The sequence below is a fragment of the Sporolactobacillus nakayamae genome, assembly GCF_900113325.1.
Classification (GTDB): Bacteria; Bacillota; Bacilli; order Bacillales; family Sporolactobacillaceae; genus Sporolactobacillus; species Sporolactobacillus nakayamae.
The window spans coordinates 1-22,487 of the sequence record NZ_FOOY01000035.1 but is presented as its reverse complement, the minus strand read 5'-3'; the positions used below and the strand labels follow the sequence as shown (position 1 = coordinate 22,487).

22 protein-coding genes and 1 pseudogene are annotated in these 22,487 nt (G+C 37.5%); 19 read left to right on the top strand and 4 right to left on the bottom strand.

The window, feature by feature from the left end:
* A partial coding sequence (locus BM003_RS16545; RefSeq protein ID WP_143128491.1) for a helix-turn-helix domain-containing protein occupies positions 1–317 on the bottom strand: 317 nt, incomplete at its 3' end.
* 101 nt (positions 318–418) lie between these two features.
* Here BM003_RS16545 and BM003_RS16540 point away from each other — a divergent pair.
* Together BM003_RS16540 and BM003_RS16535 are read left to right on the top strand one after the other, a co-directional pair.
* Positions 419–1,024, top strand: a complete 606-nt coding sequence (locus BM003_RS16540; protein ID WP_093674737.1) for a hypothetical protein — start codon at positions 419–421, stop codon at positions 1,022–1,024.
* A 650-nt stretch (positions 1,025–1,674) separates the two neighbouring features.
* The gene (locus BM003_RS16535; protein WP_093674736.1) at positions 1,675–2,079 is read left to right on the top strand and encodes a hypothetical protein; all 405 of its coding nucleotides are present in this window, start codon (positions 1,675–1,677) and stop codon (positions 2,077–2,079) included.
* Here the strand turns inward: BM003_RS16535 and BM003_RS16530 are convergent.
* Positions 2,062–3,423 (bottom strand): IS4 family transposase, encoded by a 1,362-nt coding sequence (locus BM003_RS16530; protein ID WP_093674735.1) that lies wholly within the window; start codon positions 3,421–3,423, stop codon positions 2,062–2,064. The genes BM003_RS16535 and BM003_RS16530 overlap by 18 nt on opposite strands.
* A gap of 326 nt (positions 3,424–3,749) precedes the next feature.
* Here BM003_RS16530 and BM003_RS16520 point away from each other — a divergent pair, with 326 nt between their 5' ends.
* Positions 3,750–4,031 carry a hypothetical protein gene (locus tag BM003_RS16520; RefSeq protein ID WP_093674733.1) on the top strand — a complete coding sequence of 94 codons (282 nt, stop codon included), beginning with the start codon at positions 3,750–3,752 and terminating at the stop codon, positions 4,029–4,031.
* Entirely contained in the window at positions 4,032–4,523 is a 492-nt protein-coding gene (locus BM003_RS16515; protein WP_093674732.1) for a protein-export chaperone SecB, read from the top strand. It begins immediately after the preceding gene.
* Between the two features lie 289 nt (positions 4,524–4,812).
* On the opposite strand, the gene BM003_RS16510 is transcribed toward BM003_RS16515, so the two are convergent.
* Together BM003_RS16510 and BM003_RS16505 are read right to left on the bottom strand one after the other, a co-directional pair.
* A complete protein-coding gene (locus BM003_RS16510) occupies positions 4,813–6,162 on the bottom strand; it encodes a TrkH family potassium uptake protein (RefSeq protein WP_093674738.1) in 1,350 nt (449 codons plus the stop codon).
* A 48-nt stretch (positions 6,163–6,210) separates the two neighbouring features.
* On the bottom strand, positions 6,211–6,867 hold the full coding sequence (locus BM003_RS16505) for a potassium channel family protein (RefSeq protein WP_093674731.1): 657 nt from the start codon (positions 6,865–6,867) through the stop codon (positions 6,211–6,213).
* A 402-nt stretch (positions 6,868–7,269) separates the two neighbouring features.
* Here BM003_RS16505 and BM003_RS16500 point away from each other — a divergent pair, with 402 nt between their 5' ends.
* The 15 genes and pseudogenes from BM003_RS16500 to rfbD all read left to right on the top strand — a co-directional run bounded on the left by BM003_RS16500 (position 7,270) and on the right by rfbD (position 22,341).
* Complete coding sequence (locus BM003_RS16500) at positions 7,270–7,518, top strand: hypothetical protein (RefSeq protein WP_093674730.1); 249 nt, start codon at positions 7,270–7,272, stop codon at positions 7,516–7,518.
* 430 nt (positions 7,519–7,948) lie between these two features.
* Positions 7,949–8,830 carry a UTP--glucose-1-phosphate uridylyltransferase GalU gene (gene galU, locus BM003_RS16495; protein ID WP_093674729.1) on the top strand — a complete coding sequence of 294 codons (882 nt, stop codon included), beginning with the start codon at positions 7,949–7,951 and terminating at the stop codon, positions 8,828–8,830.
* A gap of 57 nt (positions 8,831–8,887) precedes the next feature.
* On the top strand, positions 8,888–10,207 hold the full coding sequence (locus tag BM003_RS16490; protein ID WP_093674728.1) for a UDP-glucose dehydrogenase family protein: 1,320 nt from the start codon (positions 8,888–8,890) through the stop codon (positions 10,205–10,207).
* A 110-nt stretch (positions 10,208–10,317) separates the two neighbouring features.
* Positions 10,318–10,974 carry a sugar transferase gene (locus tag BM003_RS16485; protein ID WP_245734341.1) on the top strand — a complete coding sequence of 219 codons (657 nt, stop codon included), beginning with the start codon at positions 10,318–10,320 and terminating at the stop codon, positions 10,972–10,974.
* Positions 10,975–11,007: 33 nt separating this feature from the next.
* On the top strand, positions 11,008–12,156 hold the full coding sequence (locus BM003_RS16480) for a glycosyltransferase (protein ID WP_143128490.1): 1,149 nt from the start codon (positions 11,008–11,010) through the stop codon (positions 12,154–12,156).
* Between the two features lies 1 nt (position 12,157).
* A complete protein-coding gene (locus BM003_RS16475) occupies positions 12,158–13,147 on the top strand; it encodes a glycosyltransferase family 2 protein (RefSeq protein ID WP_093674725.1) in 990 nt (329 codons plus the stop codon).
* A 51-nt stretch (positions 13,148–13,198) separates the two neighbouring features.
* Positions 13,199–14,389, top strand: coding sequence for a beta 1-4 rhamnosyltransferase Cps2T (gene cps2T / locus BM003_RS16470; protein ID WP_093674724.1), 1,191 nt, complete (start codon positions 13,199–13,201; stop codon positions 14,387–14,389).
* Positions 14,390–14,401: 12 nt separating this feature from the next.
* The gene (locus BM003_RS16465; RefSeq protein WP_093674723.1) at positions 14,402–15,601 is read left to right on the top strand and encodes an O-antigen ligase family protein; all 1,200 of its coding nucleotides are present in this window, start codon (positions 14,402–14,404) and stop codon (positions 15,599–15,601) included.
* Between the two features lie 194 nt (positions 15,602–15,795).
* The gene (locus tag BM003_RS16460) at positions 15,796–16,827 is read left to right on the top strand and encodes a glycosyltransferase (RefSeq protein ID WP_093674722.1); all 1,032 of its coding nucleotides are present in this window, start codon (positions 15,796–15,798) and stop codon (positions 16,825–16,827) included.
* Positions 16,828–17,328: 501 nt separating this feature from the next.
* Positions 17,329–17,451: pseudogene (locus BM003_RS18305) on the top strand (CatB-related O-acetyltransferase); the annotation flags it as partial.
* Between the two features lie 112 nt (positions 17,452–17,563).
* Positions 17,564–18,982 carry an oligosaccharide flippase family protein gene (locus tag BM003_RS16450; RefSeq protein WP_093674720.1) on the top strand — a complete coding sequence of 473 codons (1,419 nt, stop codon included), beginning with the start codon at positions 17,564–17,566 and terminating at the stop codon, positions 18,980–18,982.
* Positions 18,983–19,013: 31 nt separating this feature from the next.
* A complete protein-coding gene (gene rfbA / locus BM003_RS16445; RefSeq protein WP_093674719.1) occupies positions 19,014–19,886 on the top strand; it encodes a glucose-1-phosphate thymidylyltransferase RfbA in 873 nt (290 codons plus the stop codon).
* A gap of 28 nt (positions 19,887–19,914) precedes the next feature.
* Positions 19,915–20,487, top strand: coding sequence for a dTDP-4-dehydrorhamnose 3,5-epimerase (rfbC, locus tag BM003_RS16440; RefSeq protein ID WP_093674718.1), 573 nt, complete (start codon positions 19,915–19,917; stop codon positions 20,485–20,487).
* The gene (gene rfbB / locus BM003_RS16435) at positions 20,487–21,509 is read left to right on the top strand and encodes a dTDP-glucose 4,6-dehydratase (RefSeq protein WP_093674717.1); all 1,023 of its coding nucleotides are present in this window, start codon (positions 20,487–20,489) and stop codon (positions 21,507–21,509) included. Before rfbC ends, rfbB begins: the two co-directional genes overlap by 1 nt.
* Positions 21,499–22,341 (top strand): dTDP-4-dehydrorhamnose reductase, encoded by an 843-nt coding sequence (gene rfbD / locus BM003_RS16430; RefSeq protein ID WP_093674716.1) that lies wholly within the window; start codon positions 21,499–21,501, stop codon positions 22,339–22,341. The genes rfbB and rfbD overlap by 11 nt, the downstream gene beginning before the upstream one ends.
* Positions 22,342–22,487 lie beyond the last annotated feature (146 nt).

Here is a 22,487-nt window from a genome sequence, read left to right as displayed (position 1 = left end):
TTCTTTTTACTCTTAAAGCGAGGATGCTTGGCTTGTTTTTTAAAGAACCGGTCATAAGCCTTGGAAAGGTTCTTTAAGCTATTCTGTAAGGCAAACTTATCCGGCTCTTTGAGCCAAGGCAGCTCGGCTTTGAGCTGCGTCAGGGCTTTACTGCAGGTGTTATAGGTTAAGCCCTTCCCGGTTTGTTTATAGGTCTTTTCCCAACAGTCTAAAAAATGATTGTAGACAAACCGGCTGCATCCAATGGACTTATTGATTTGAACGGCTTGTTCTTCCGTAGGGAAAAGCCGAAACTTAAACGCCTTTTGGATGAGCACAGCCGTTCCTCCTTTTTTGTAAAAGATGGTTACCTTAAATATAGCACAAATGTTCGTTTTTTACAAAAGAAGGGCGTCCTTACTCATGACTGAAGTCACGAGTGTGCGGACGCAGGAAATCAAAAGACAAAAAGACGTTAAACGTATCAGAAAATACAGCTTTCGGCAGTTCGAACGAGAAGGATCCTGCGTGGGCTCAGTACTACGCGCATTTTAACAAGAATTATTCCGGCGTGTTCAAAAAAGTGGAGACCCAAAACAGCAAGACAGCATCTGCCGACACGCAGCAGCGAAGCGATAACCGTACAAAGTCCGCCACCAATTCCGGCTCCGGATATAGCGGGATCTGGTCCAATACAAAGAAGAACTTTAACGCATACTATAGAAACCAATTTACCGATCATGGTCCCACCGAACCCATACAAAATGTGACGATTGAGATGCCGGTCTATAATGTCGTGAGAATTTCAATAGAAAGCATCCTCGGCAATAGGCAGGCGCCAGCGACAATGAATCATACCGTTGCAATTGATCTCAAGGGCAGAGGCCAGTTTCACTTCGTCGACAGCTTTCATAACCAGGGCGGAATCGCTAAATTCCAATTAAAAGACAACAAGGTCTATTATGAGATACACTACTCAATCAAGCCGAAAAATCCGTCGATTCCTGAAGGCACGCATGTGCTCAGCCTGAGGAGAGGCGGGTAAATTGCGACACGGAGCAGTATTAAAATGAAAAAAATTATTCAGAGGTACACATGAAAGCGCCCTGTAATCCAAACAGACGCCCGATTAATTAGGCATAAAACTCAATCTAATCCGAAAAAACTGAACAATGTCGTGCAATAGGTTCTCGATCCGGGAACAGGCGCCTTGTACACACCAGTTTTTAAAGCAGCCACGAAACCGTACTTTGGTCTCGTGGCTGCTTCCTTATTGTTGCATCGCCAAGCCTATGTACGAAAACAGCTGCACGAAGACATAGGCGATTTGACTCGATCAAGTTTGTTTCTTGTTAGCCAAGTTTTAATACTTTAGAAAGGTTGGCATGTTAAAGGCACACCAGTCGAAACCATCTTGAAAAATGGCGAAGTCGTCCACAACCTGATAGGTCATGTGGCGAAACCGGCAAAATAAAGATACAAAAAGTAAGATTGCCTAAAATAGTAGAAAAATTATCAAAAATAATTAAAATGAATGAAAAAGTATATATTTCTAATTGTTATACATGTTATTTTCTTGAAAAAATCATGGTTTTACCTGAGCTAGGGGTACTGTTTAACTTTTCAAAACGCGCTTAGTAATGTATCATACATACAGAGTCAAAATACCCTCGTTAGCTGTTAGGGGTTATGTACATGCAAGAATGTTGTGAAATCATCGGACACCATGGAACAACTCAAGATATTGCTAAGAAGATAATGGAAACATCTTTTGTATCAGATCCACGGAAAATCGGATGGTTAGGAACAGGGAATTATTTTTATGATGATGATCCATTAATGGCTAAAAAGTATTCGCTGAAGAGGTTTAAGCATAGTATATCATGTGTATTAGAATGCCGAATTGTCATTCCAAAAGAATTGGAATTTGACGTTACAGATCCTAAAAGTGATGACACTTCTTTATTTCACAAGACTCGAAAGAAACTTATTGAAGAATTAATAAAAAAGAATAGATTAAATTTAACTACTAGAAACAGCAATGATTTTGATGGGAAAATTTATAATTTTATTTGTAATAACTCAACTTTCGCACCCTAATCTGGGCAGATAAACCTTGATATAGTTGGGTAAGCTTTCAATCCATTGTGTCAGTTGACAAGTAATCCATTTTTTTATTGACTTTTTTGTTTTTGTCAGGGCGTCATGAAGGATATCCATGAGCTGCGTCAGTGCTACAACCCAATCCAGTTCATTCATTTCGTCACAGAGTTCATAAAACATACCGCCAAGGGTTCGATTATCTGTACTGCAACGGTTTTGCCAAGACAGGAGAATAAACCTTGTAAAGACAATGGTTGTGTGGCTAATCAGCAGATCGTATGATCTGCCTTGGAACTCTTTTTGAAGCTTAAGAAATGACTTCGTTGCTTTAAAAAATAATTCAATGTCCCATCTCATGCCGTACGTACGAATGATTTCCCGTTCTGTAAGTGTGCAGTCGGTACTTAAGATGGCTAGCCATTCACTTTGTTTATTGCGGTTTTGAACGAACACAACTTTGACCGGGACTCCATTAGCCATTGTGGTACGAATAGAGCGTAAAATTTCTTTGTGACTGGTTACGGGCTTTGACAGTCGATACAGTGTTTTTAATCCAACCCATTGAGAGCCTACTCGATAGCGCTGATTCGTTGGTTTCACCATACCAATAACATCGATACCTTGATCGGTCAAAGCCTTGATCAAAGGTTGTTGGGTAAACCAGCTGTCCATCAGAACATAGGACGCATCAATTCCGTTCGACAAGGCTCGTTTAACCATGCCAGGTATTTGTTCAGGAGCTGTTTGTAAAGCTTCAATTCGTCGTTTATAGCCGGAACAACGCTTATCAATCGTCGAATCGATATCATTAATTTTTGCCTTTTCTTTGCTTGAACTAAGGAGTGAAAAATCAATAGGCAGGAACGTTGATCCGTCTGACCATCCTAATGTCAGCATACGAAATCCTTTGTAGTGTCTTCTCTTGGCATGGTCAAAACAACGAGCCAAAAGTTCGACGCGTTTACTGCGGTCGCGATAAAAAGATGAATCATCCAGAATGAGTACTTTAGTGTGGCAGGCGCTCGTCAAACGGCTGACTTTCATAATTGTGAATACGCTTAATGCAGTCAGGAAGCGGCGCCAGGCAAACTTCGGGTAGTTTAAAAAACGATAAACAGCATCCTTGCCTGGTAAGTCATCTGCTTTATTACTCTCCAGTAAACGATACCAATTTCTTTGGGTAAAGATCAGACGAAAAATAAGCTGAAAAAGATAACCACTGGAAAAGCCGAAGGCTTTTTGAATTCCTGCCTGACGTAAATGTTTTAGAATCTTCAACTCATCAAATTTTGCTTTTATTTCTAATGGTAGTTGATTATTCTTACAGTTTTTCGCTATCATATAGAGGGCACCTCTTCTGTTTGGTAGTGTATTTCTTCAAAATCACTATACCAAAAATTGAGGTGTCTTTCTATTTTGTCAAGGAGTGTAATGAATAGGCCACAAAACACGTTATATCAAGGGCTGTTTCGGATTTTTACTCTGCGAAAGTTGAGTAATAAAAAAGGGTACCAACTAATTAGGGCATGTACTTTCTCTCCGCCTGAAAACGAACAAGATCTGAGAATACCAATATCACGAGTACCTAACGGAATAGAGTTGTGTTTAAAACATGGCTCATACGTTAAAGATAAACATATTATCGAAGTAGATGAGGAGGCCACATCATGAGAGATATAGACAAGGAAATAAATGACATGTTTGATGGCATGAGTCGTCAGAACTTAATTGATGATTTAAGAGATGCAGGGTTTGACGTTAGCGAGGGTGAAGGAAAAGTTATTTACACTGATGAGATAGCACATGAGATACCTGTGATACAAAGCGAACTTAGCGAATACAGCAACTTTAATGCATCTTTCAAAGTTCAAAAAGGCAAATCAAACGTAAAAATTGCAGGCATTACGTTTATCTATGCAGCAAACGATAACGGTGAGGATGCTGCATAAATGAAATCTATTCTATCATTTGATAACTACGAAGTAATCGAAACATCCTATCGTTTTAATCCCGGATTTAAGAGTGTCGGAGAGGAACAAATAATTCCGGATTTTACTCTGAAAATTGTTTATGCAAATAAGAAAAAAGAGCAAGCAATCCTCGATTTGGGATTAGAAATGGGAGATTTTGAGCTTAAAAAAAATTCATTTTATGTAAAAGCTCGTATCATTGGCAATTTCTCGCTTGAGCATGATGATGCATTAGATGATCGTGCAAGAGCCTCTTTTTTTAAAGCAAATGCTGCAGCAATATTATTTCCGTATATGAGATCTTTAGTATCTGATTTAACATCAAAAGGAAGCAGTTCTTCAGTTTTGGTGTTGCCTACAATGAACATTGTACGATTCCTACAAGAAAATCAAGGAATACAAGAAGTACTTTTGGACGATGGAGATTCTGAAGCTGAAGAAAAGAAATCATCTGAGGAAACAAAAGAGTGATTTGTAAAATTTGGTCCTGAAAAGGCCACGATCCGGAACCACGGCCTCGTGGCTTTTCCTCATCCCGTATAACTAATTCTCTCCACCTAGATAACGAATTGCAATGGGCGACTACTTGGTAACAGAAAATTTCAGGGGTGGCGCGCAACTTTGCAGAAGAACATGACGCACATTCCCGCCCTCAATCACAAATGCAAAGGCTACCTCACGGCAGCTTCTTAACTGTAACTTCAATATCAAAAACCGCGACCCAACAGCCGAGTCGCGGTTTATCATCATAGTCAAATACTTATCCCGTATAAATCTCCCCGTCCGGATAGCGGATGTCTACATGGGAGCGCTTGGTTACGGAGAAGGCTAGGGTCAGCGGGCCGACCTTGCCGAAGAACATCACGCACATGATCACAATTTTGCCAAAAGCGGAGAGGTGGGCGGTCGCGCCGATCGACTCGCCCGCCGTACCGAAAGCTGAGATCACTTCAAACAGAATCACAACAAACGGCTGATTCTCAGACAGACAGAGCAGGAACACAGCAAGCAGGACGACAATCACTGAAATTGAGATGATCGACACCGCCCGCACAATAACCTGATGGTTGACCGTGCGCTTGTTGATCACAACCTCACGCCGTCCTTTCAAGAAGGTGAACACCTGCGCGATGATGATCATAAACGTCGTCAACTTGATACCGCCGCTTGTTGATGTACTGCCTGCGCCAATGAACATCATCAGCATGGTGAGCAGCAATGAGGCTTGACTCAGTCCGGCAGGATCAATCGTCGTCAGTCCGGCCGTTCGCGGCGATATGCCTTGGAAGAACGCTGCCCAGAATTTGTTGCCGATGCTGAGTGGTCCCAAGGTATGAGGATTCGCATACTCAATAATGAAAATAGCGAGCACACCAATCACATTAATTATCAACGTCCCGGTGATCATCACCTGAGCGTGAAGCGAGAGCTTGTGATAGCGATGCGTGGACAGTAGCTCGGCAAGTACCGTGAATCCGATACCGCCAAGCGTAATCATCATGATCATCGTCAGATTCACAATCGGATCACCGATATATTGGCTCATGCTGCCGGGAAAAAGCGAAAATCCGGCCTGATTGAATCCGCTGATCGAATGAAAGAGCCCATAATAAAGCCCTTTGCCCCAGCCAAATTCAGGCACAAACCGGAACGCGAGGAAGAACGTGCCGATCAGCTCAATCACAAAGGAAAAAATTAAAATCCAGCTGACCAGTCGGATCACGCCGCCAATCGACGGTACATTCAGCGCTTCCTGCATCAACTGCCTCTGCCGAATCGAAACCTTCTTGCCCAGCAAGATAACAAAAAATACGGCAAACGCCATAACGCCGATACCACCAACCTGAATCAGCAGCATCAGAACGATCTGTCCGAAAAAGGTAAACGTCTGGCCGGTCTCAAAGGGAGACAAGCCTGTAACTGTCGAAGCAGATGTTGATAGAAATAAAGCATCCAACCACGAAATCGGATGCACGGTGGAAATCGGCAGCTTCAGCAGCAAGGTCCCGATCACAATAATGATAAACAGCAAAATGGACAGAAAGAGCGGCGGGCTGAATCGGAACGGCTTGAGGTCAAGCGCGGAAAGTATTTTCTTCGTGGATTGCATCATATCAAATTCCCTGCCTTCACTAGGAGGAATGCCTGAAAAAATTAATCAGACGCCCTCTTTTTCAAACCGTTCCAGATCCTCGCTCTTTCCGATAATCAGCAGCACATCATCGCGCTCAAGCTTCAATTCACCAATGTTGCGGACAATGACCGTACGGTTACGGCGGATCGCGATCACGTTGCATCCGTAATGCGCGCGCACATCGATTTCCATGATCGACTTCCCAATCAGCCGATCCGTCACTTCGATTTCAATAATACTGTAGTCCTTGGACAGCTCGATGTAATCAAGAATCTTATTCGCCGTCGCCAGGTGCGCGATCCGATAGCCGATCTCAACTTCGGGACGGATGATCTTGTCCGCGCCGAGCTTCCTCAGAATTTTCTCGTGATAGTCATTCTGAGCCTTCGCCCAAATCTCCTTCACGCCCGACTCCTTCAGCAGCAGCGTCGTCAGGATGCTCGCCTGAATGTTGCGCCCGATCGCGACAATTACATGATCGAAATTGCGGATCCCGAGCGCTTGCAACACCTTCTCATCCGTCGAATCCGCCTGCACCGCCTGCGTCACCACATCTGAGTAATCATTCACTTTATCTAAATCAATATCGATCGCCAGAACCTCGCAGCCCATATTGCTCAGCTCAATGCTGACACTTGAGCCCAGCTGGCCGAGACCGATGACAGCAAATTGTTTGTTCATTAGAATCTTCCTTTATGTAGGATGCACCAACAGAGGGGAAATACCCCGGAAATAGTCCGAAAAAACCATAAAAGTCACATTTACTTTATTTGAAAGAACGGTCAATGTCAAATACCTCCGGGACGCCAGAACATCGTCAATCAGCCTACCCGAACCATAAAATACAAAAATACTTTCCGACAAAATTCGAGAATCGAAACGAATCAGTATAAAGGATGCAGGACAGAATACTAGCGTGTTGGTCCATTTTTCGGCGTCAAACAACGGAGAACAGGCCCCAAGAAATGACGAAAGCGGACACTATTCCCCACCACGCGAGCCCACTCGCCGACAAGGAATTCCGCATAGAAAGCGAGAAGAGAATCATACATTCAATTCGGAACATAAAGGAGAACATCAATTATGACCATATACACGTTTTATCATGAATCCGATGGCAAGCGGACAATCTCTGACGCATATAACAAACCGATCGCAACGATACAAGCGGAAAGCATTGAGCAGGCAGCAGAACAGTTCAGTGAGAAATACGCGCTGAAACTTGTTGACTTCGAATCACTACTGCAAGGCGACTATCGTGTCTACACAAGGACGACGCGACCACTATGGAAGCGCCATGAGCAGATTTATTATGTCAAATCCGAGGTATGACAGTTCAAACGCACAATGTATAAGAATCATAGGGGAAATCGCCTAAGTTCACGCAACAAACGACAAAATAGAACACATTCAGCACATCACTCTGAAACATTCTTGTAAACAAAACGTAAATAGAGAGCAACATAATGTAATAAAAGCCTATCTAGTCAACTTCTATGACTTTCTTCCCATATCTCCCTCTTTTCATAAAAATTAAATATGCTATAATGCTTATAGCTTGACGAGCCAAAAAATGTCGAGTTTTAGCTTCACAGCGCATATGAATAGTGTATAATGAGAGAATCTTGAGTTCACAATCCTTTCCATTAAGTTAATTTTAATAGAAATAGCATAGAATGTCCTCATTACTTAGCGAGACAACATCCCAGAGACTTCACGACAAACATACAGAGTATGTCTCCACTTTCCAGGGGGTTTTTTGATGAAAAAAGTCAGAAAAGCAGTTATTCCAGCCGCAGGGTTAGGCACTCGGTTCTTACCGGCGACAAAGGCATTGCCAAAGGAAATGCTTCCCATTGTCAATAAGCCGACGATCCAGTATATTGTTGAGGAAGCCGTTCAAGCGGGTATTGAAGATATTATTATCGTTACCGGCAAAGGCAAACGCGCAATTGAAGATCACTTCGATATTGCATACGAATTGGAACAGAATTTGATTCAGAAAAATAAATTAGACTTACTTGAAAAAGTACGTGAGCCATCCAGAATTGATATTCACTACATTCGGCAAAAGTCGCCGCAGGGTCTGGGTCACGCCGTTTGGTGCGCCCGCAAGTTCATTGGTGACGAACCATTTGCCGTCCTACTCGGTGACGATATTGTTCAGGCGGAGACGCCCTGCATCAAGCAATTGATGGATCAATATGAAAAAACAAGCTGCTCCTGCATCGGCGTCAAAGAAGTTCCGAAAAATCAAACGCACCGTTATGGTATTATTGATCCGAAGGCACAGGACGGCCGCCTGTTCGATGTACGCAAGTTCGTTGAAAAGCCGGAAAGCAATCCACCGTCCAACATGGCCATCATCGGTCGCTACGTGCTGACTCCGGAGATCTTTGACTTCCTCGACAAGAAGGAAATCGGAGCCGGAGGAGAAATTCAGCTGACAGACGCAATTCAGAAATTGAACGAATTGCAAGGCGTTTACGCGTATCAGTTTGAAGGCAAACGGTATGACGTTGGTGAAACACTTGGCTTTGTATTGACGAACATCGAGATGGCACTGCAAGACAAGAGCATTCAAAAGGATGTTCTTAAGGGCATTGAACGAATTCTTCATGAAAATAAATTGCCACTAGAGTGACAAATCAAGCAAGATTGAAATACTAAGTGCATTTTATGATGATTGTGAGGGAGTCAAATGAAAATAGCGGTTATAGGAACCGGCTATGTTGGACTTGTAACAGGTGTTGCACTATCGGAAATAGGTCATGTAGTAACCTGTATTGATGTTGATCCAAGTAAAGTTGAAAAATTGAGTAAGGGTATTCCAACCATATATGAGCCAGGTCTTGAAGAATTGATTAAAAAGAATATCAGCTCAGGAAATCTGCACTTTACATCTGAACATCAAAATGGACTGCCTGATGCGGAGGTTGTGTATATTGCGGTTGGAACACCGCAGCGTGCAGATGGTGCAGCAAATCTTGACTATGTCGAACAAGCTGCCTTAGATATTGCTGCTAACATTAAACAAAACATCATCGTTGTCATAAAAAGCACGGTTCCAGTTGGTACAAATTTCCATATTAAGAATTTGATCAATCAACACACGACAAATGGTGTTCATGTAAAAATAGCCTCAAACCCTGAATTTCTACGTGAAGGTTCGGCAGTTAAGGATACTTTTCACGGTGATCGAATTGTGATCGGTACAGAGGATGAAGAATCAGCTGAAATCTTAGCACAAATCAATGAACCTTTTGATACACCAATTATTAAGACAGATATTTCTAGTGCGGAAATGATCAAATACTCTTCGAATGCTTTTCTTGCCACGAAGATTAGTTTTATCAATGAAATTGCTAATCTATGCGAGTCCATGGGAGCAAATGTTGAAGAAGTTGCAAAAGGAATGGGACTAGATCATCGAATTGGTCCCGATTTCTTGAAAGCAGGGATTGGTTATGGCGGTTCATGCTTTCCAAAGGACACAAATGCATTGGTCCAATTGGCAGGTAATGCAAATCATGAATTTAATCTTTTAAAATCTGTTATTGAAGTAAATAACAATCAGCAAGTTCTATTACTTGATAAAATTTTGAACCGCTTTGGCAACATACAAGGGAAGCGAGTCGCAGTCCTAGGACTAGCATTCAAACCAAACACGGATGATTTGCGAGAATCACCCGCTCTTGTCATGATTCCAAAATTGGTATCGCTGGGCGTCAGTGTGATTGCTTATGATCCAATTGCAGTCAACAATGCTAGGAAACAGTTAGGGACTGAAATCAGCTATACCGAAGATCTTACCGAAGCACTCAAAAATGCTGATTTTACAGTGATCATCACCGATTGGCCTGAAGTTAAGAAAGCAGATCTTTCAACCTACAATCAGTTAATGAAAGAACCAATTGTGTTTGACGGTCGCAACTGCTATGACTTGGATGAAGTGAAAAAAGCTACGATGGAGTACTATTCAATTGGGCGCCCGGATCAGGCACCCGAATTAATTAGTTAATGAACATATTCATTTGGAAAAACTTGACTGTTTTTTTGTAACAGACTTCCACTGAGAAAATGGAGGAACAAACAATGGCTCTATCAAGAACAGAGTTAGAGACACACTATATGGAACCAACAAAATATATAAAATCAAATAGACTTATTGTGGATGACAACAGGGCCTATTTATTTTTCAAACGATTTATCGATATGTTTGGCGCTCTGGTAGGTCTTGTTCTGTTATCTCCGCTTTTTCTTGTTGTGTCAATCCTTATTAAAGTAGAAGATCCTAGAGGTGGAATCTTTTTCAAACAGGTTCGTGTTGGAAAAAACGGAAAAGAATTCAATATCTATAAGTTCAGATCAATGGTATCCAATGCAGAACAATTGCTAGAGGGGCTACTTGATAAGAATGAAACAACGGGTGCAATGTTCAAAATGAAAGATGATCCAAGAATTACGCATATCGGTCATTTCATTCGTAAAACCAGTATTGATGAATTGCCTCAACTTTTAAATGTTCTCAAGGGAGATATGAGCCTTGTTGGCCCACGCCCGCCTCTTCCACGTGAGGTTGATGAATATTCTGATTATGATATGCAGAGACTACTTGTGACGCCAGGGTGCACAGGTCTTTGGCAGATTAGTGGGAGGAGTAATGTTGGTTTTAACCAAATGGTCGAATATGATTTGGAATACATTAGAAATCGAACGCTTTTAAAAGATATAATGATTATGCTGAAAACTGTAGTTCAATTGATATGGTCTAGGGGAGCTTATTAATAAGCTCCCTATATTAGGATTGAGCAGAAAAGAGTGAAAACGTTGATTCAAAAGTGTCTGATTTATGTGACCCCCCATAATTGGTATGATCATGTGTTGACGGGTCAAATAAATCGGCCCTTGAAATTTGCAGAACAGTTTTACAATCATAATTTGTTTTCCAATTTGCTAATTGTCAATAGGCTTCGTCCTAGTCGGATTTTTTTTATAAAAGAATCATGTCGTCAATTGTTAATTAAAGGCGTTCTTTTTAATTTGTTCTTTGATAAAAAAAATCAAGTTTATTATATGGAACATTGTATACCCTTTGGTAAGTTAGAGGAAACTATATTGCCGTGGATTATTAAATATATTCTTAAAAAAATAAAACAAAAAAATTATTTTTTATGGGTTTGCGATCCAAAATCTGCAGGTCTTATGTTAAAACTAAAATCGATTAATAACTTGTTTGACGCGTATGATGATTGGAGTCTTTCACCTTTCTATAATAAAAAGAAAAGACATATGAAATATATAAATCGTGGCTATCTTATTGCAAAAAATAATGCCAAACTTATTATTACTAATACGATTCATATGAAGGAAAAGTTGTTGACTAAAACAAACAAAATTGAGCTTATTAGTAATACTTCCTCTTTAAAAATTGAAGATAAAGATACTAATCAACACAATGATAATAAAATTGTTGGCTACATTGGCAATATCCATGAAAGATTAGATTTAGATTTAATAAAATCAATTGCAGAACATTTTCCAAATGTTAAATTTATATTTATTGGGAAAAATAATTATCAATCCAATTATTTTGAAAAACTAGTTAATAATTGTTCAAACATAGATTTTATTGGACCTAGGGATTATAAAGAAATTCCAAGTTATATTGAAAAGTTCGATGTAGGCATTGTTCCTCATCTTGTTAATGAATACACATTATCTCAGGATTCCATGAAAATATATGATTATCTCGCATATGGCAAACCTATTGTTGCAACAAAAATTCCTCCAGCAGATATTCTTGCTGAAATAATATATGTTGGAAATACAAAAAAACAATTTATTGAAAAATTAGATCAGGCCTTATGTGAAAATAATGATGAGTTGAAAAATAGGCGGCTGATATTCATGAAAAAAAATACATGGAGAAAAAAAGCCGAATATATATGTAAGTTGTTGGAGGATTAAAATGAACTTAACTGTTTGTATCGTAACTTGGAACAGTCAAAAATATATGAGAAGATGCTTGAGATGTTTACGTGAACAAACAATGAAAGATTTTGAATTGCTTATAATCGATAATGCTTCATTTGATAAAACACTTGATATCATTCAACAGGAATATCCAACAGCAAATATTGTGAAAAACGATAAAAACTTAGGGTTTTGTGGTGGGCATAATCTGGGGATCAACTTATCTAAAGGTGATTTTTATATGCCGCTTAATCCAGATGTTTTTATTGAGAAAAATTTTTTGGAAAATATGCTATTAGCAATAAAAAGTGAAAAAAGAATTGGCATGATATCTGGCAAATTGCTTCGTTTTAATCCCGTAAAAAATGAAAAAACTGATATTGTTGATTCAACAGGTATTTATTTTATGAAAAATAGGCGAAGTTTGGATAGAGGTGCTGAAGAAAAGGATATTGGACAATACAATAATAAAGAATATGTATTTGGTGCTTCTGGAGCTGCACCTTTATACAATAAACAAATGTTAAACGATATTAAAATTAATAATGAGTATTTTCTAGAGTATTTTTTTGCATATCGTGAAGATGTTGACTTAGCATGGAGAGCACAACATCGAAATTGGAAATGTATCTATTGTCCTTCGGCCGTTGCTTTTCATGTAAGGCATAATACGCCTCTAAAAAGAAGTGAAATGTCCGTTGCAGTAAATATGCATTCAGTAAAAAACAGGTTGCTTTTGGAATTGCAAAATGAAACCTGGTATGCTTTGCTGAGAGATGGTATTTTCATTGTTCCCTATGATCTAATGATATTTATTGCTGTTTTGTTTAAAGAAAGAACGTCACTTCCTGCATTTAAATTCATTGTTAAAAATTTCAGAAAGATTATGTGGATTAGAAGGCAAATTATGAATAGAAACCTTATAGATAACAGAAAAATGATTCAGTGGTTTGGAAGAAAGAAATCAATACCTATTCAACAATAAACTTGAGAAATATATTGAGTAACAGAATGTAAAATAATTGAGGTGCACAAAGTGGTAGATGTATTTATTATCGGTTCGAAAGGAATACCAGCAAAATATGGCGGTTTTGAAACTTTCGTTGATCAATTAACAAAACAGAAAATGAGCAGTGATATAAAATACCATGTTGCTTGCTTAGCAGACAATAATCAGGAATTTACTTATAACAATGTAAGATGTTTTAATGTTAATGTACCCGAAATTGGGAGTGCAAAAGCAATAATTTATGATCTAAAAAGTTTAAAAAGATGTATAAACTACATCAAAGAGAAACAGTTACAAAATAGCATTGTTTATGTGCTAGCATGTCGAATCGGTCCGTTTATTGGAAGTTATAAGAAGTCGCTTATTCGTTTAGGAGCAAAATTGATTGTCAACCCTGATGGACATGAGTGGTTAAGAAGCAAATGGAGTAAACCCGTAAGGACTTATTGGAAATTATCTGAACGTTTAATGGTCAAAAATGCCGATCTTCTAATTTGTGACTCTAAAGGAATTGAGGATTATATACATAAGGAATATGGAAACTATAATCCAAAAACAAAGTTTATTGCTTATGGGGCAGATATTGACAATAGTTCGAATCAATCAATTGACATAAAATTCAACTATTGGTTGAGTGAGCATCAAATAAAGGTTATGGACTATTACTTAATTGTGGGCCGTTTTGTACCAGAAAATAATTATGAGCTAATGATCCGAGAATTCATGAAATCGAAAACAAGCAAATCATTGGTGATTATATCTAATGTTAGTAAAAATTCTTTTTACGAAAAATTGTTAAATGTGACCCATTTTAATCAAGATCCTAGAATCAAATTCGTTGGAACCGTTTATGATAAACCGATTTTACAAAAGGTGAGGGAATTTGCTTTTGGCTATTTACATGGTCATGAGGTAGGGGGGACAAATCCTTCTTTACTAGAAGCATTGGCATCTACTAAAGTTAATTTGTTGTTGGATGTTATTTTTAATATAGAAGTGGGGAAAGATTGTGCTGTCTATTTTAATAAACAACCGAGTAATCTTGCAGAGTTAATTAACCGAATTGATATGCTTACTCCTCAGGATATAGAGAATTTTGGTGCGAAGGCAAAAAGAAGAATTGAATGTAATTATTCTTGGAATTTTATTGTAAGTGAATATGAAAACCTATTTTTGAAAATAAATAATTCAGAGCAAAATTTTATGAATCTAAAATAAGGCGTGATTCAATTGAATTTTAACGTAAATTTAATTAAAGGATCGTACATTATTGTTTTTGTTACATATATGTTGGATTACCTAGAACTGCCCATTCCAACTAATATAATAAAACGATGTGCACTGCTTTTGCTTCTTTTTACGCTTTTGTATACATACAGAAATGAAATCCGTAATAAGCTAATTCCTAAACCTAAAACTATTTATTTTTTTATTTTTTTCAATATATTAGGAATAGTTACATCCATGTTAACGTCATTAACATTACCAAGCTTGTTGACACTAATTGGCCTAGACATTTATTTTATAGTGTATTTTATTAGTTCATATCATTTAAGCATAAGCAAAAATAGTATTATTCAATATAATAATATAGTTATTTTTAGCATTTTAGTAATGTGTATTTTTTCTTTCACGTTTAACTTATCACTTACAGTTAGTCAATTTAGTACCCAATATTATGGGAGAACAAGAATTTATGGGATTTTTCAAGAGCCAAATCTGCTTGCAGCGGTATGTTTTGTTGCTTTAGTGGCCAATTTAATTAATTTTAGATTGACCAACAACAAGTATAAAAAGATTATGTATGTTGCAATCTCAATCTTATTTTTATCATTTCTCATACTAAGTGACTCAAGAGGAGCTCTTTTTAATTTTATTTTGTTTGTGGTTATGCATAGTTTGATGAGTATCTATTTCAAACTTTCAAATAAAAACAAAAAAAAATTCACCATTATTTCCTTGCTAACCGTGATTGCCTTTGTAGCAATCGTTGCTTTTTATATAAAAAATCAAATATTTTCGTCTTTTAATAATTTCAATGTATTTACGAGTGGCCGGATAGGCAATTGGATTTATATTTTTGATGCAATATATAAGAATCCTGTGTACTTTATTTTTGGAAAAGGTTTGTCCTCTGGAGATCAAGGAGCCCTATTTCATATTGGTAGAACTTCAGACAATGGTTATTTAATTTGGTTATTTCAAGCGGGAATAGTTAGTTTGATCCTTGTATTTGTCATGATCGTGAATATGTTTAGAAATATAATGAAGAAGCCATTTTTCAGTATAATTGCTTTACCGCTACTGATAAGTTTCTTAGTTTACGCATCAATCGAAAACTTCTTATTAAGTTTTGGACATATAGTACCTTTTTATTGTTGGACAATATGTTTTATTGCATTCCATGCAAAAAGGAATTATCTATTATAAATAGTAGAGTTATTTTCATAACAATAAAACTGTTAATACTCTATGGACTAAAAAACAGAGGGTGTTCCTAAGTATTTAAGTGGACATTTAGCGCTTTTTTATACAAAAAAGCTATTTACCTGCAATTTCATGGAAAGCTAGCTGAGCTATTCAGCCAGCCGCAAATATTGTGAAAAACTCAAAAGGAGTAACCTATGTTTAATGCAACAGTATGGATGAATCCAAAGGTTAATAAGGATAATAAGTATAATGAATTATTGTCAAATGCAATTGAAAGAGAAGGAATTAGAGTAAAAGACTTTAGCAAAAATAATATTTGGAAAATTAAGTCTAAAGACATTGTACATTTTCATTGGATTGCAGGTTATTATCAATCAAATAATCGTATCTCGATGTTAATAAGATCACTCAAGTTATTATTGTTCCTCAACCTTTTAAGGTTGAGGGGTATTAAGATTGTTTGGACTGTGCATAATGTATATCCACATGAATATAAATGGAAAAATATCGAAAAAATTATTAGGAAAATGTTTATTCAGAAATGCAATAAATTATTCGTTGCTTCAGTATCAATCAAACAGACAGTAATAGATGAATTTAAAGTTAATCCAAGTAAAATAGAAGTCATCCTTCATGGGCACTATAAAAATGCTTATCCAATACAGAATGTGGATTATCGGAGAAAATATAGTATTCCTTCGGATAAAATAGTTTTTCTATTTGTTGGCGCAATTAGGGAATATAAAAATGTATCTCAACTATTAGAGGCTTTTACAAAATTAGACAGGCCAAATGTGCATCTAATAATTGCTGGAAAAGTCTTTGACGATATGAGATTAATAGCTGAGACATTTCCTAAAAGAAATGATATTACTTATGATCTAAGATTTATCCCAGATAATGAATTGGCAGACTTGATCAATATTAGTGAGTACATTGTACTTCCCTATAAAAATATTACTACCTCTGGTACAGCAATATTGTCTGTATCATTAAGGAAAAAAATCATTGTTCCAGATACCTCATTTATGAAAGAATATTTTTCGAGTGATGTCTCTATAATGTATGATGAGGATAATTTAGAAGGACTATTTAACGCATTAAAAAAATGTTCGTTACAGAAGAGTGAGAATGCAATATCAGAAAAAGCATATATAAGTTTTTTACAGAAACTTGATTGGAAAGTTATTGGAAAAAGAATGAAAAAGATCTATTCTGAAATTTAAATGATAATAAACTAGAAGCGTTTATTGAATCATTTAATTCAATTCAGTAAGGCTATGGCCTCAAGATAAGAATTTGTCCCATGAGTAGACTGAGAAACTTGTTCCTGTTGGCGTATATGTAATGATTGCGAGGTATATATTTTGAAAAAATTTATTTACGATTGTTATATAGCTATTCTCAATTTTGTAGTGCCTCTAATTCCAGTGCAAAATTTAAGAAAATTAATTTATAAAATTGGTAAAATGAAAATAGGTAAAAATACTACCATTTTAAGACCAGTTTACCTATATGCTCCTAGTAGAATCCAAATAGGAGATTATTGCGCAATTAATGATCATGTCGTATTAGATGGCAGGGGAAAGTTAATAATAAACGATAATGTAAATATTTCTCCTTATGTCAAAATCTATACTGCAGAACATGATGTAAATAGTATGGATTTTCATTACACGGCTGGGATAACAACAATTAATAAATTTGCATGGGTGAGCACAGGTTCTATTCTTTTGCCAGGTATTTCAGTTGGAGAAGGAGCAGTCATAGCTGCAGGAGCAGTCGTAACAAAGGATATTAATCCATATGATATTGTTGGCGGAGTACCGGCAAAAGTCATTGGCCATCGAAATAAAAATTTAAACTATCGTCCTAATTTCACCAAACGTTGGAACTAATCCTCACTATTCAAGGTTCTGCAAAGTTCACTTGAAAATAATTTACAAATAGAGGAGTACATAAGTGAATTTAATAAGAATAATTAAAAATGCCCTGTATTTGCTATTTGGAAATATCGGTGTAAGAGTAATAACTGTTTTATCCATAATTTTTCTTACTCGTCTCATTGGACCAGACGAATATGGGATTTTTTCAATAGCAATTGCGATTACCAGTATAGCTGTTTATTGCGCCGATTTAGGGTTGACTGCAACTTTTATTAGGGACGCAAATAAAAAAAACTCAGATATAAGTCAATTGCTAAGTACTTATATAATAATTAGAATTCTCTTGTCCTTTGGCGTAGCCATACTTGCCTATATCTTGCTCCATGTTTTCTATAAAGATCAACCATATCTAATGTTCATCATTAATGGGATCCTTTATCCAAGTTTGCTAGGGACAGTTTTTCAAGGTGCGGCTACTGCGTACTTTCAATCAAAAGAGCGCATGTTTTTAAGCTCATTAATAGTAGTCATACAAGGGATTCTCTCATCTTCTGTAATATTTATTGCAGTATTTTTTAGATGGAAACTTACTGTATTAGCTCCGGTATATGGATGTACCAACCTGATAACAGGGTTAATAGCATTAGTATTATTATTAAACTGTGCGTCCATTAAAAAGGGTTGGAACACAAGTTTATTTAAGCAATTAGTTGCCTTTTCTATAAATGGACTAATTATAATGATGTTGCCCCAATTAGGTCCGATTATTCTTGAAAAAGTTGCATCACTTAATTCAGTAGGATTTTTTTCTGTGGCTTATAAAATTCCATCTGTTTTGTATCAAGTCCCAGGTGTGGTAGCAACAGCTTTTTTCCCCAGATTGTTTGCTCTTGGGAATAATCAACTCCTAAAAGAGCATAGAAATCTTTCGATTATCGAATTAAAACTTATGTCGTTTACTGGTATGTGTATATCTTTGCCATTTATTATTAATCCAGAATTTTGGATTTCCTTGCTATTTGGTGAAAAATGGTTGCCAGCAAGTGGTGCATTAATGTCTTTGTCGTATATGATTGTTCTTCAATCTATTAATTTTCCGCTTGCAGATTATTTGACAACGCGGAACCAGCAATATAAAAGAATGCTAATAATGGCTGTTGGATTATTAACAGCTGTCATTAGTTATACAATACTAGGAAAATATTTTGGTTTATTAGGGGGGGCTTTTTCTCCAATTATTATTGAAACGAGTTTACTTCTCGGATTCTGTATTATAATTAAAAATAGCTTATTATTCTTATGGGATGGTATAAGGTATAATGTATTAGCTTTTATAATATGTCGATTGTTAGCATTTCTTATTCCTATTGGTAATTTTCTCTTTGGGCATATTTTAATTACTATATTTTTTATTTTTCTAGTACTTGTAATGGATCGGAACTTGTTTATCAAAGTTAAAGAAATTTTTATTAAGAGAGTATTACATTCTAATTAGATAATTAAATTGTTACGGAGGAGTGTTTTTTTTGAAGGGCATAATCCTTGCAGGTGGTAGTGGAACAAGGCTTTATCCAATTACTCGATCTATTTCAAAACAGTTAGTACCAATTTATGATAAGCCAATGATTTACTATCCTTTATCGATACTTATGCTTGCCGGAATTAAAGATATTTTAATCATTTCAACACCAAAGGATACACCAAGATTTAAGGAATTACTTGGTGATGGATCTGACTGGGGAATTCATCTGGAATATAAGGTACAACCAAGCCCAGATGGCTTAGCACAAGCGTTTATCTTGGGAGAAGAATTTATTGGTGATGACCATGTTGCATTGATTTTGGGGGACAATATTTTCTATGGCCATGGATTTACTAATATTCTCGAGAAAGCAGCATCACAAGAAGTTGGAGCGACTGTTTTTGGCTATAATGTTAAGGATCCAGAACGCTTTGGTGTCGTTGCATTTGATGAAACAGGTAAAGTAACTTCTATTGAAGAAAAACCTGAGATCCCAAAATCGAGTTATGCTGTGACCGGTCTTTATTTCTATGATAATAGTGTTGTGGATATTGCAAAAAACATCAAGCCTTCTGCTCGTGGAGAACTTGAAATCACCTCAATAAATGAAGAATACCTGAAACAAGGTACATTAAGTGTTGAATTACTTGGTCGAGGCTTTGCATGGTTGGATACAGGAACTCATGAATCTCTGCTAGAGGCTTCACAATTTATTCAGACCGTAGAGAATCGTCAGAGTTTAAAGGTTGCATGCTTAGAAGAAATTGCTTATCGAAAGGGTTATATTGACTCTGATAAGCTCTACCAACTCGCTCAACCATTGAAGAAAAATGGCTATGGTCAGTACCTCCTTGGTCTTCTGAAAGATCGCATTTAAACTATATCATTGATGGTAGGTGTTCATTTTGTCAAAAGTTAAAGTTACCGATACGTTTTTACAAGGTGTTAAAATCATTGAGCCCAAAGCTTTTGGTGATAATCGAGGCTATTTCATGGAAAGCTATAATGCTGAAGAATTAGCTGAAAATGGAATACATACAAAGTTTATTCAAGACAATCAATCACTTTCAAGTGAACCAGGTGTTATACGAGGATTACACTATCAATTGAACCCTAAATGTCAGACCAAGCTACTTCGTGCGCTTAACGGAGCAATTTATGACGTGGTTGTTGATATTCGCAAAGGATCACCAACCTTCGGCAAATGGGGCGGCTTTATTCTTAGTGAATACAACAAACGTCAATTGCTGATTCCAAAGGGTTTTGCACATGGCTTTTGTACATTGACTCCTAATTTCAACGTCTTATATAAGGTTGATGAATACTACGCACCTGAATTTGATCGTGGCATTATGTGGAATGATCCGGCGCTTGGCATTGATTGGCCGGTCAGCAATCCAATTCTTTCTGAGAAGGACAAAAACCATCCACTATTGAAAGATGCGGAAATCAACTTTGAATTTGGAGCTGAAGACTAATGAAATTACTCGTAACAGGTGGCGCCGGATTTATCGGCAGCAACTTTGTACATCATATGATTAAGTTCCATCCGGAAGATACAATTGTCAATTATGATTTGTTAACCTATGCGGGCAATCTTGAGAACTTAAAGGACATTGAAGGCCATCCGAATTACCACTTTGTTCGTGGTAATATCTGCAATCGTGAGCTTGTCGACTATGTCATTGATCAATTTGACATCGACACAGTTGTAAACTTTGCGGCAGAGTCCCATGTTGACCGCAGTATTACAGAACCTGATCTTTTTGTGAAGTCAAATGTACTTGGCACGCAAACATTACTTGATGTAGCGAAAAGTAAGAACATTAATAAATACCTCCAAATTTCAACGGATGAAGTTTATGGTTCGTTGGGTGCGGACGGCTACTTTACGGAAACGACACCGCTTGCACCAAACAGCCCTTATTCCTCAAGTAAAGCATCTGCTGATCTGATGGTACGTGCATACTATGAAACCTTTGGCATGAACGTCAACATTACACGCTGCTCAAACAACTATGGCCCATACCACTTCCCAGAAAAACTAATTCCACTCGTTGTAACGAATGCTTTGGAAGGTAAAGAATTGCCTGTTTATGGTGACGGCAAGAACATTCGTGATTGGCTGTATGTTGAAGATCATTGTGCAGCAATTGATCTCGTGCTTCACAAGGGCAAGCCTGGAGAAATTTATAATGTTGGCGGACATAATGAGAAGTGCAATATTGATATTGTTGAACTCATTGTTGATACACTGGGCAAATCACGTGATTTAATTAAGCACGTGTCAGATCGTTTGGGACATGATCGTCGGTATGCCATTGATCCGACAAAGATTGAAACGGAACTTGGCTGGAAACCACAGTTTAACTTCGATTCCGGCATTAAAGAAACAATTCAATGGTATCTGGATCATGAAGACTGGTGGCGCAAGATCAAGTCAGGCGAATATATGGACTACTACAAGATGCAATATGGAGCGAAAAGCTATGTCAAGTAAGGTACTTGTAACAGGTGGACATGGACAGCTGGGTACTGAGCTTACACTGATGCTTCAAGAAAAAGGGCTTGAAGCGTTTGGACTTGGCCATCAAGAATTGGATATCACAGATTTAGATCATGTACGCAAGGTTTTTAACGAAATCAAACCGGATGTGGTTTGCCATACGGCTGCCTATACAGCTGTGGATAAGGCTGAATCTGATCGCAACGGTGCATTTCTCGTCAACGCTTATGGAACGCGTAATGTCGCAATTGTTGCCGAAGAAATTGGTGCCAAATTGGTCTATGTTAGCACAGATTATGTGTTCAACGGTGAAAAAGAAGGAGCGTACTGTGAATTCGATACGCCTTCACCACTTGGCGTTTATGGTCAATCAAAATACGCTGGTGAACAGTTCGTTCATGACTTTCACTCAAAATTCTTTATCGCAAGAACATCATGGGTTTATGGACAGTATGGCGGCAACTTTGTGAAGACCATGCTGAAGTTAGCTGAAACTCATGACCAAGTGAAAGTGGTTAATGATCAAAGAGGTTGTCCAACGTATACGAGGGATCTGGCTGAAAAGATTATTGAATTGTTCCAGACGGATAATTACGGTGTTTATCATCTATCTAACTCAGGCAGCTGCACTTGGTATGAATTTGCAAAAGAGATCTTTGAGATTAAAGGGATTAATATTAAAGTCAATCCATGTACGACGGAGGAGTTTCCAAGACCTGCGAAGCGGCCGAAGAATTCGGAGTTTGAGCATATGGCTCTGAGATTGAATGGGTTTAAAGATATTGTTAAATGGCAGGATTCGCTAAAAACCTATCTGCTAGATTAACATAGATATTGCGATGATTAATGGTGAAGTTGATTTGGTTAATCAACTTCATTTTTTACGTGCGCCCGGCATGGACGACAGCTAGGCGGTGAAAGTCCGCTACAGGCTTGGCAGTAGGAACTGTTAGCCAAAGGCAAGGGTGTCCA

What these genes read in the sequence shown, in the direction of transcription:
- BM003_RS16535 (WP_093674736.1), top strand. Translation starts at nt 1,675, where the DNA reads ATGCAAGAATGTTGTGAAATCATCGGACACCATGGAACAACTCAAGAT.
- BM003_RS16530 (WP_093674735.1), bottom strand. Translation starts at nt 3,423, where the DNA reads ATGATAGCGAAAAACTGTAAGAATAATCAACTACCATTAGAAATAAAA.
- BM003_RS16520 (WP_093674733.1), top strand. Translation starts at nt 3,750, where the DNA reads ATGAGAGATATAGACAAGGAAATAAATGACATGTTTGATGGCATGAGT.
- BM003_RS16515 (WP_093674732.1), top strand. Translation starts at nt 4,032, where the DNA reads ATGAAATCTATTCTATCATTTGATAACTACGAAGTAATCGAAACATCC.
- BM003_RS16510 (WP_093674738.1), bottom strand. Translation starts at nt 6,162, where the DNA reads ATGCAATCCACGAAGAAAATACTTTCCGCGCTTGACCTCAAGCCGTTC.
- BM003_RS16505 (WP_093674731.1), bottom strand. Translation starts at nt 6,867, where the DNA reads ATGAACAAACAATTTGCTGTCATCGGTCTCGGCCAGCTGGGCTCAAGT.
- BM003_RS16500 (WP_093674730.1), top strand. Translation starts at nt 7,270, where the DNA reads ATGACCATATACACGTTTTATCATGAATCCGATGGCAAGCGGACAATC.
- galU (WP_093674729.1), top strand. Translation starts at nt 7,949, where the DNA reads ATGAAAAAAGTCAGAAAAGCAGTTATTCCAGCCGCAGGGTTAGGCACT.
- BM003_RS16490 (WP_093674728.1), top strand. Translation starts at nt 8,888, where the DNA reads ATGAAAATAGCGGTTATAGGAACCGGCTATGTTGGACTTGTAACAGGT.
- BM003_RS16485 (WP_245734341.1), top strand. Translation starts at nt 10,318, where the DNA reads ATGGAACCAACAAAATATATAAAATCAAATAGACTTATTGTGGATGAC.
- BM003_RS16475 (WP_093674725.1), top strand. Translation starts at nt 12,158, where the DNA reads ATGAACTTAACTGTTTGTATCGTAACTTGGAACAGTCAAAAATATATG.
- BM003_RS16460 (WP_093674722.1), top strand. Translation starts at nt 15,796, where the DNA reads ATGTTTAATGCAACAGTATGGATGAATCCAAAGGTTAATAAGGATAAT.
- rfbB (WP_093674717.1), top strand. Translation starts at nt 20,487, where the DNA reads ATGAAATTACTCGTAACAGGTGGCGCCGGATTTATCGGCAGCAACTTT.
- rfbD (WP_093674716.1), top strand. Translation starts at nt 21,499, where the DNA reads ATGTCAAGTAAGGTACTTGTAACAGGTGGACATGGACAGCTGGGTACT.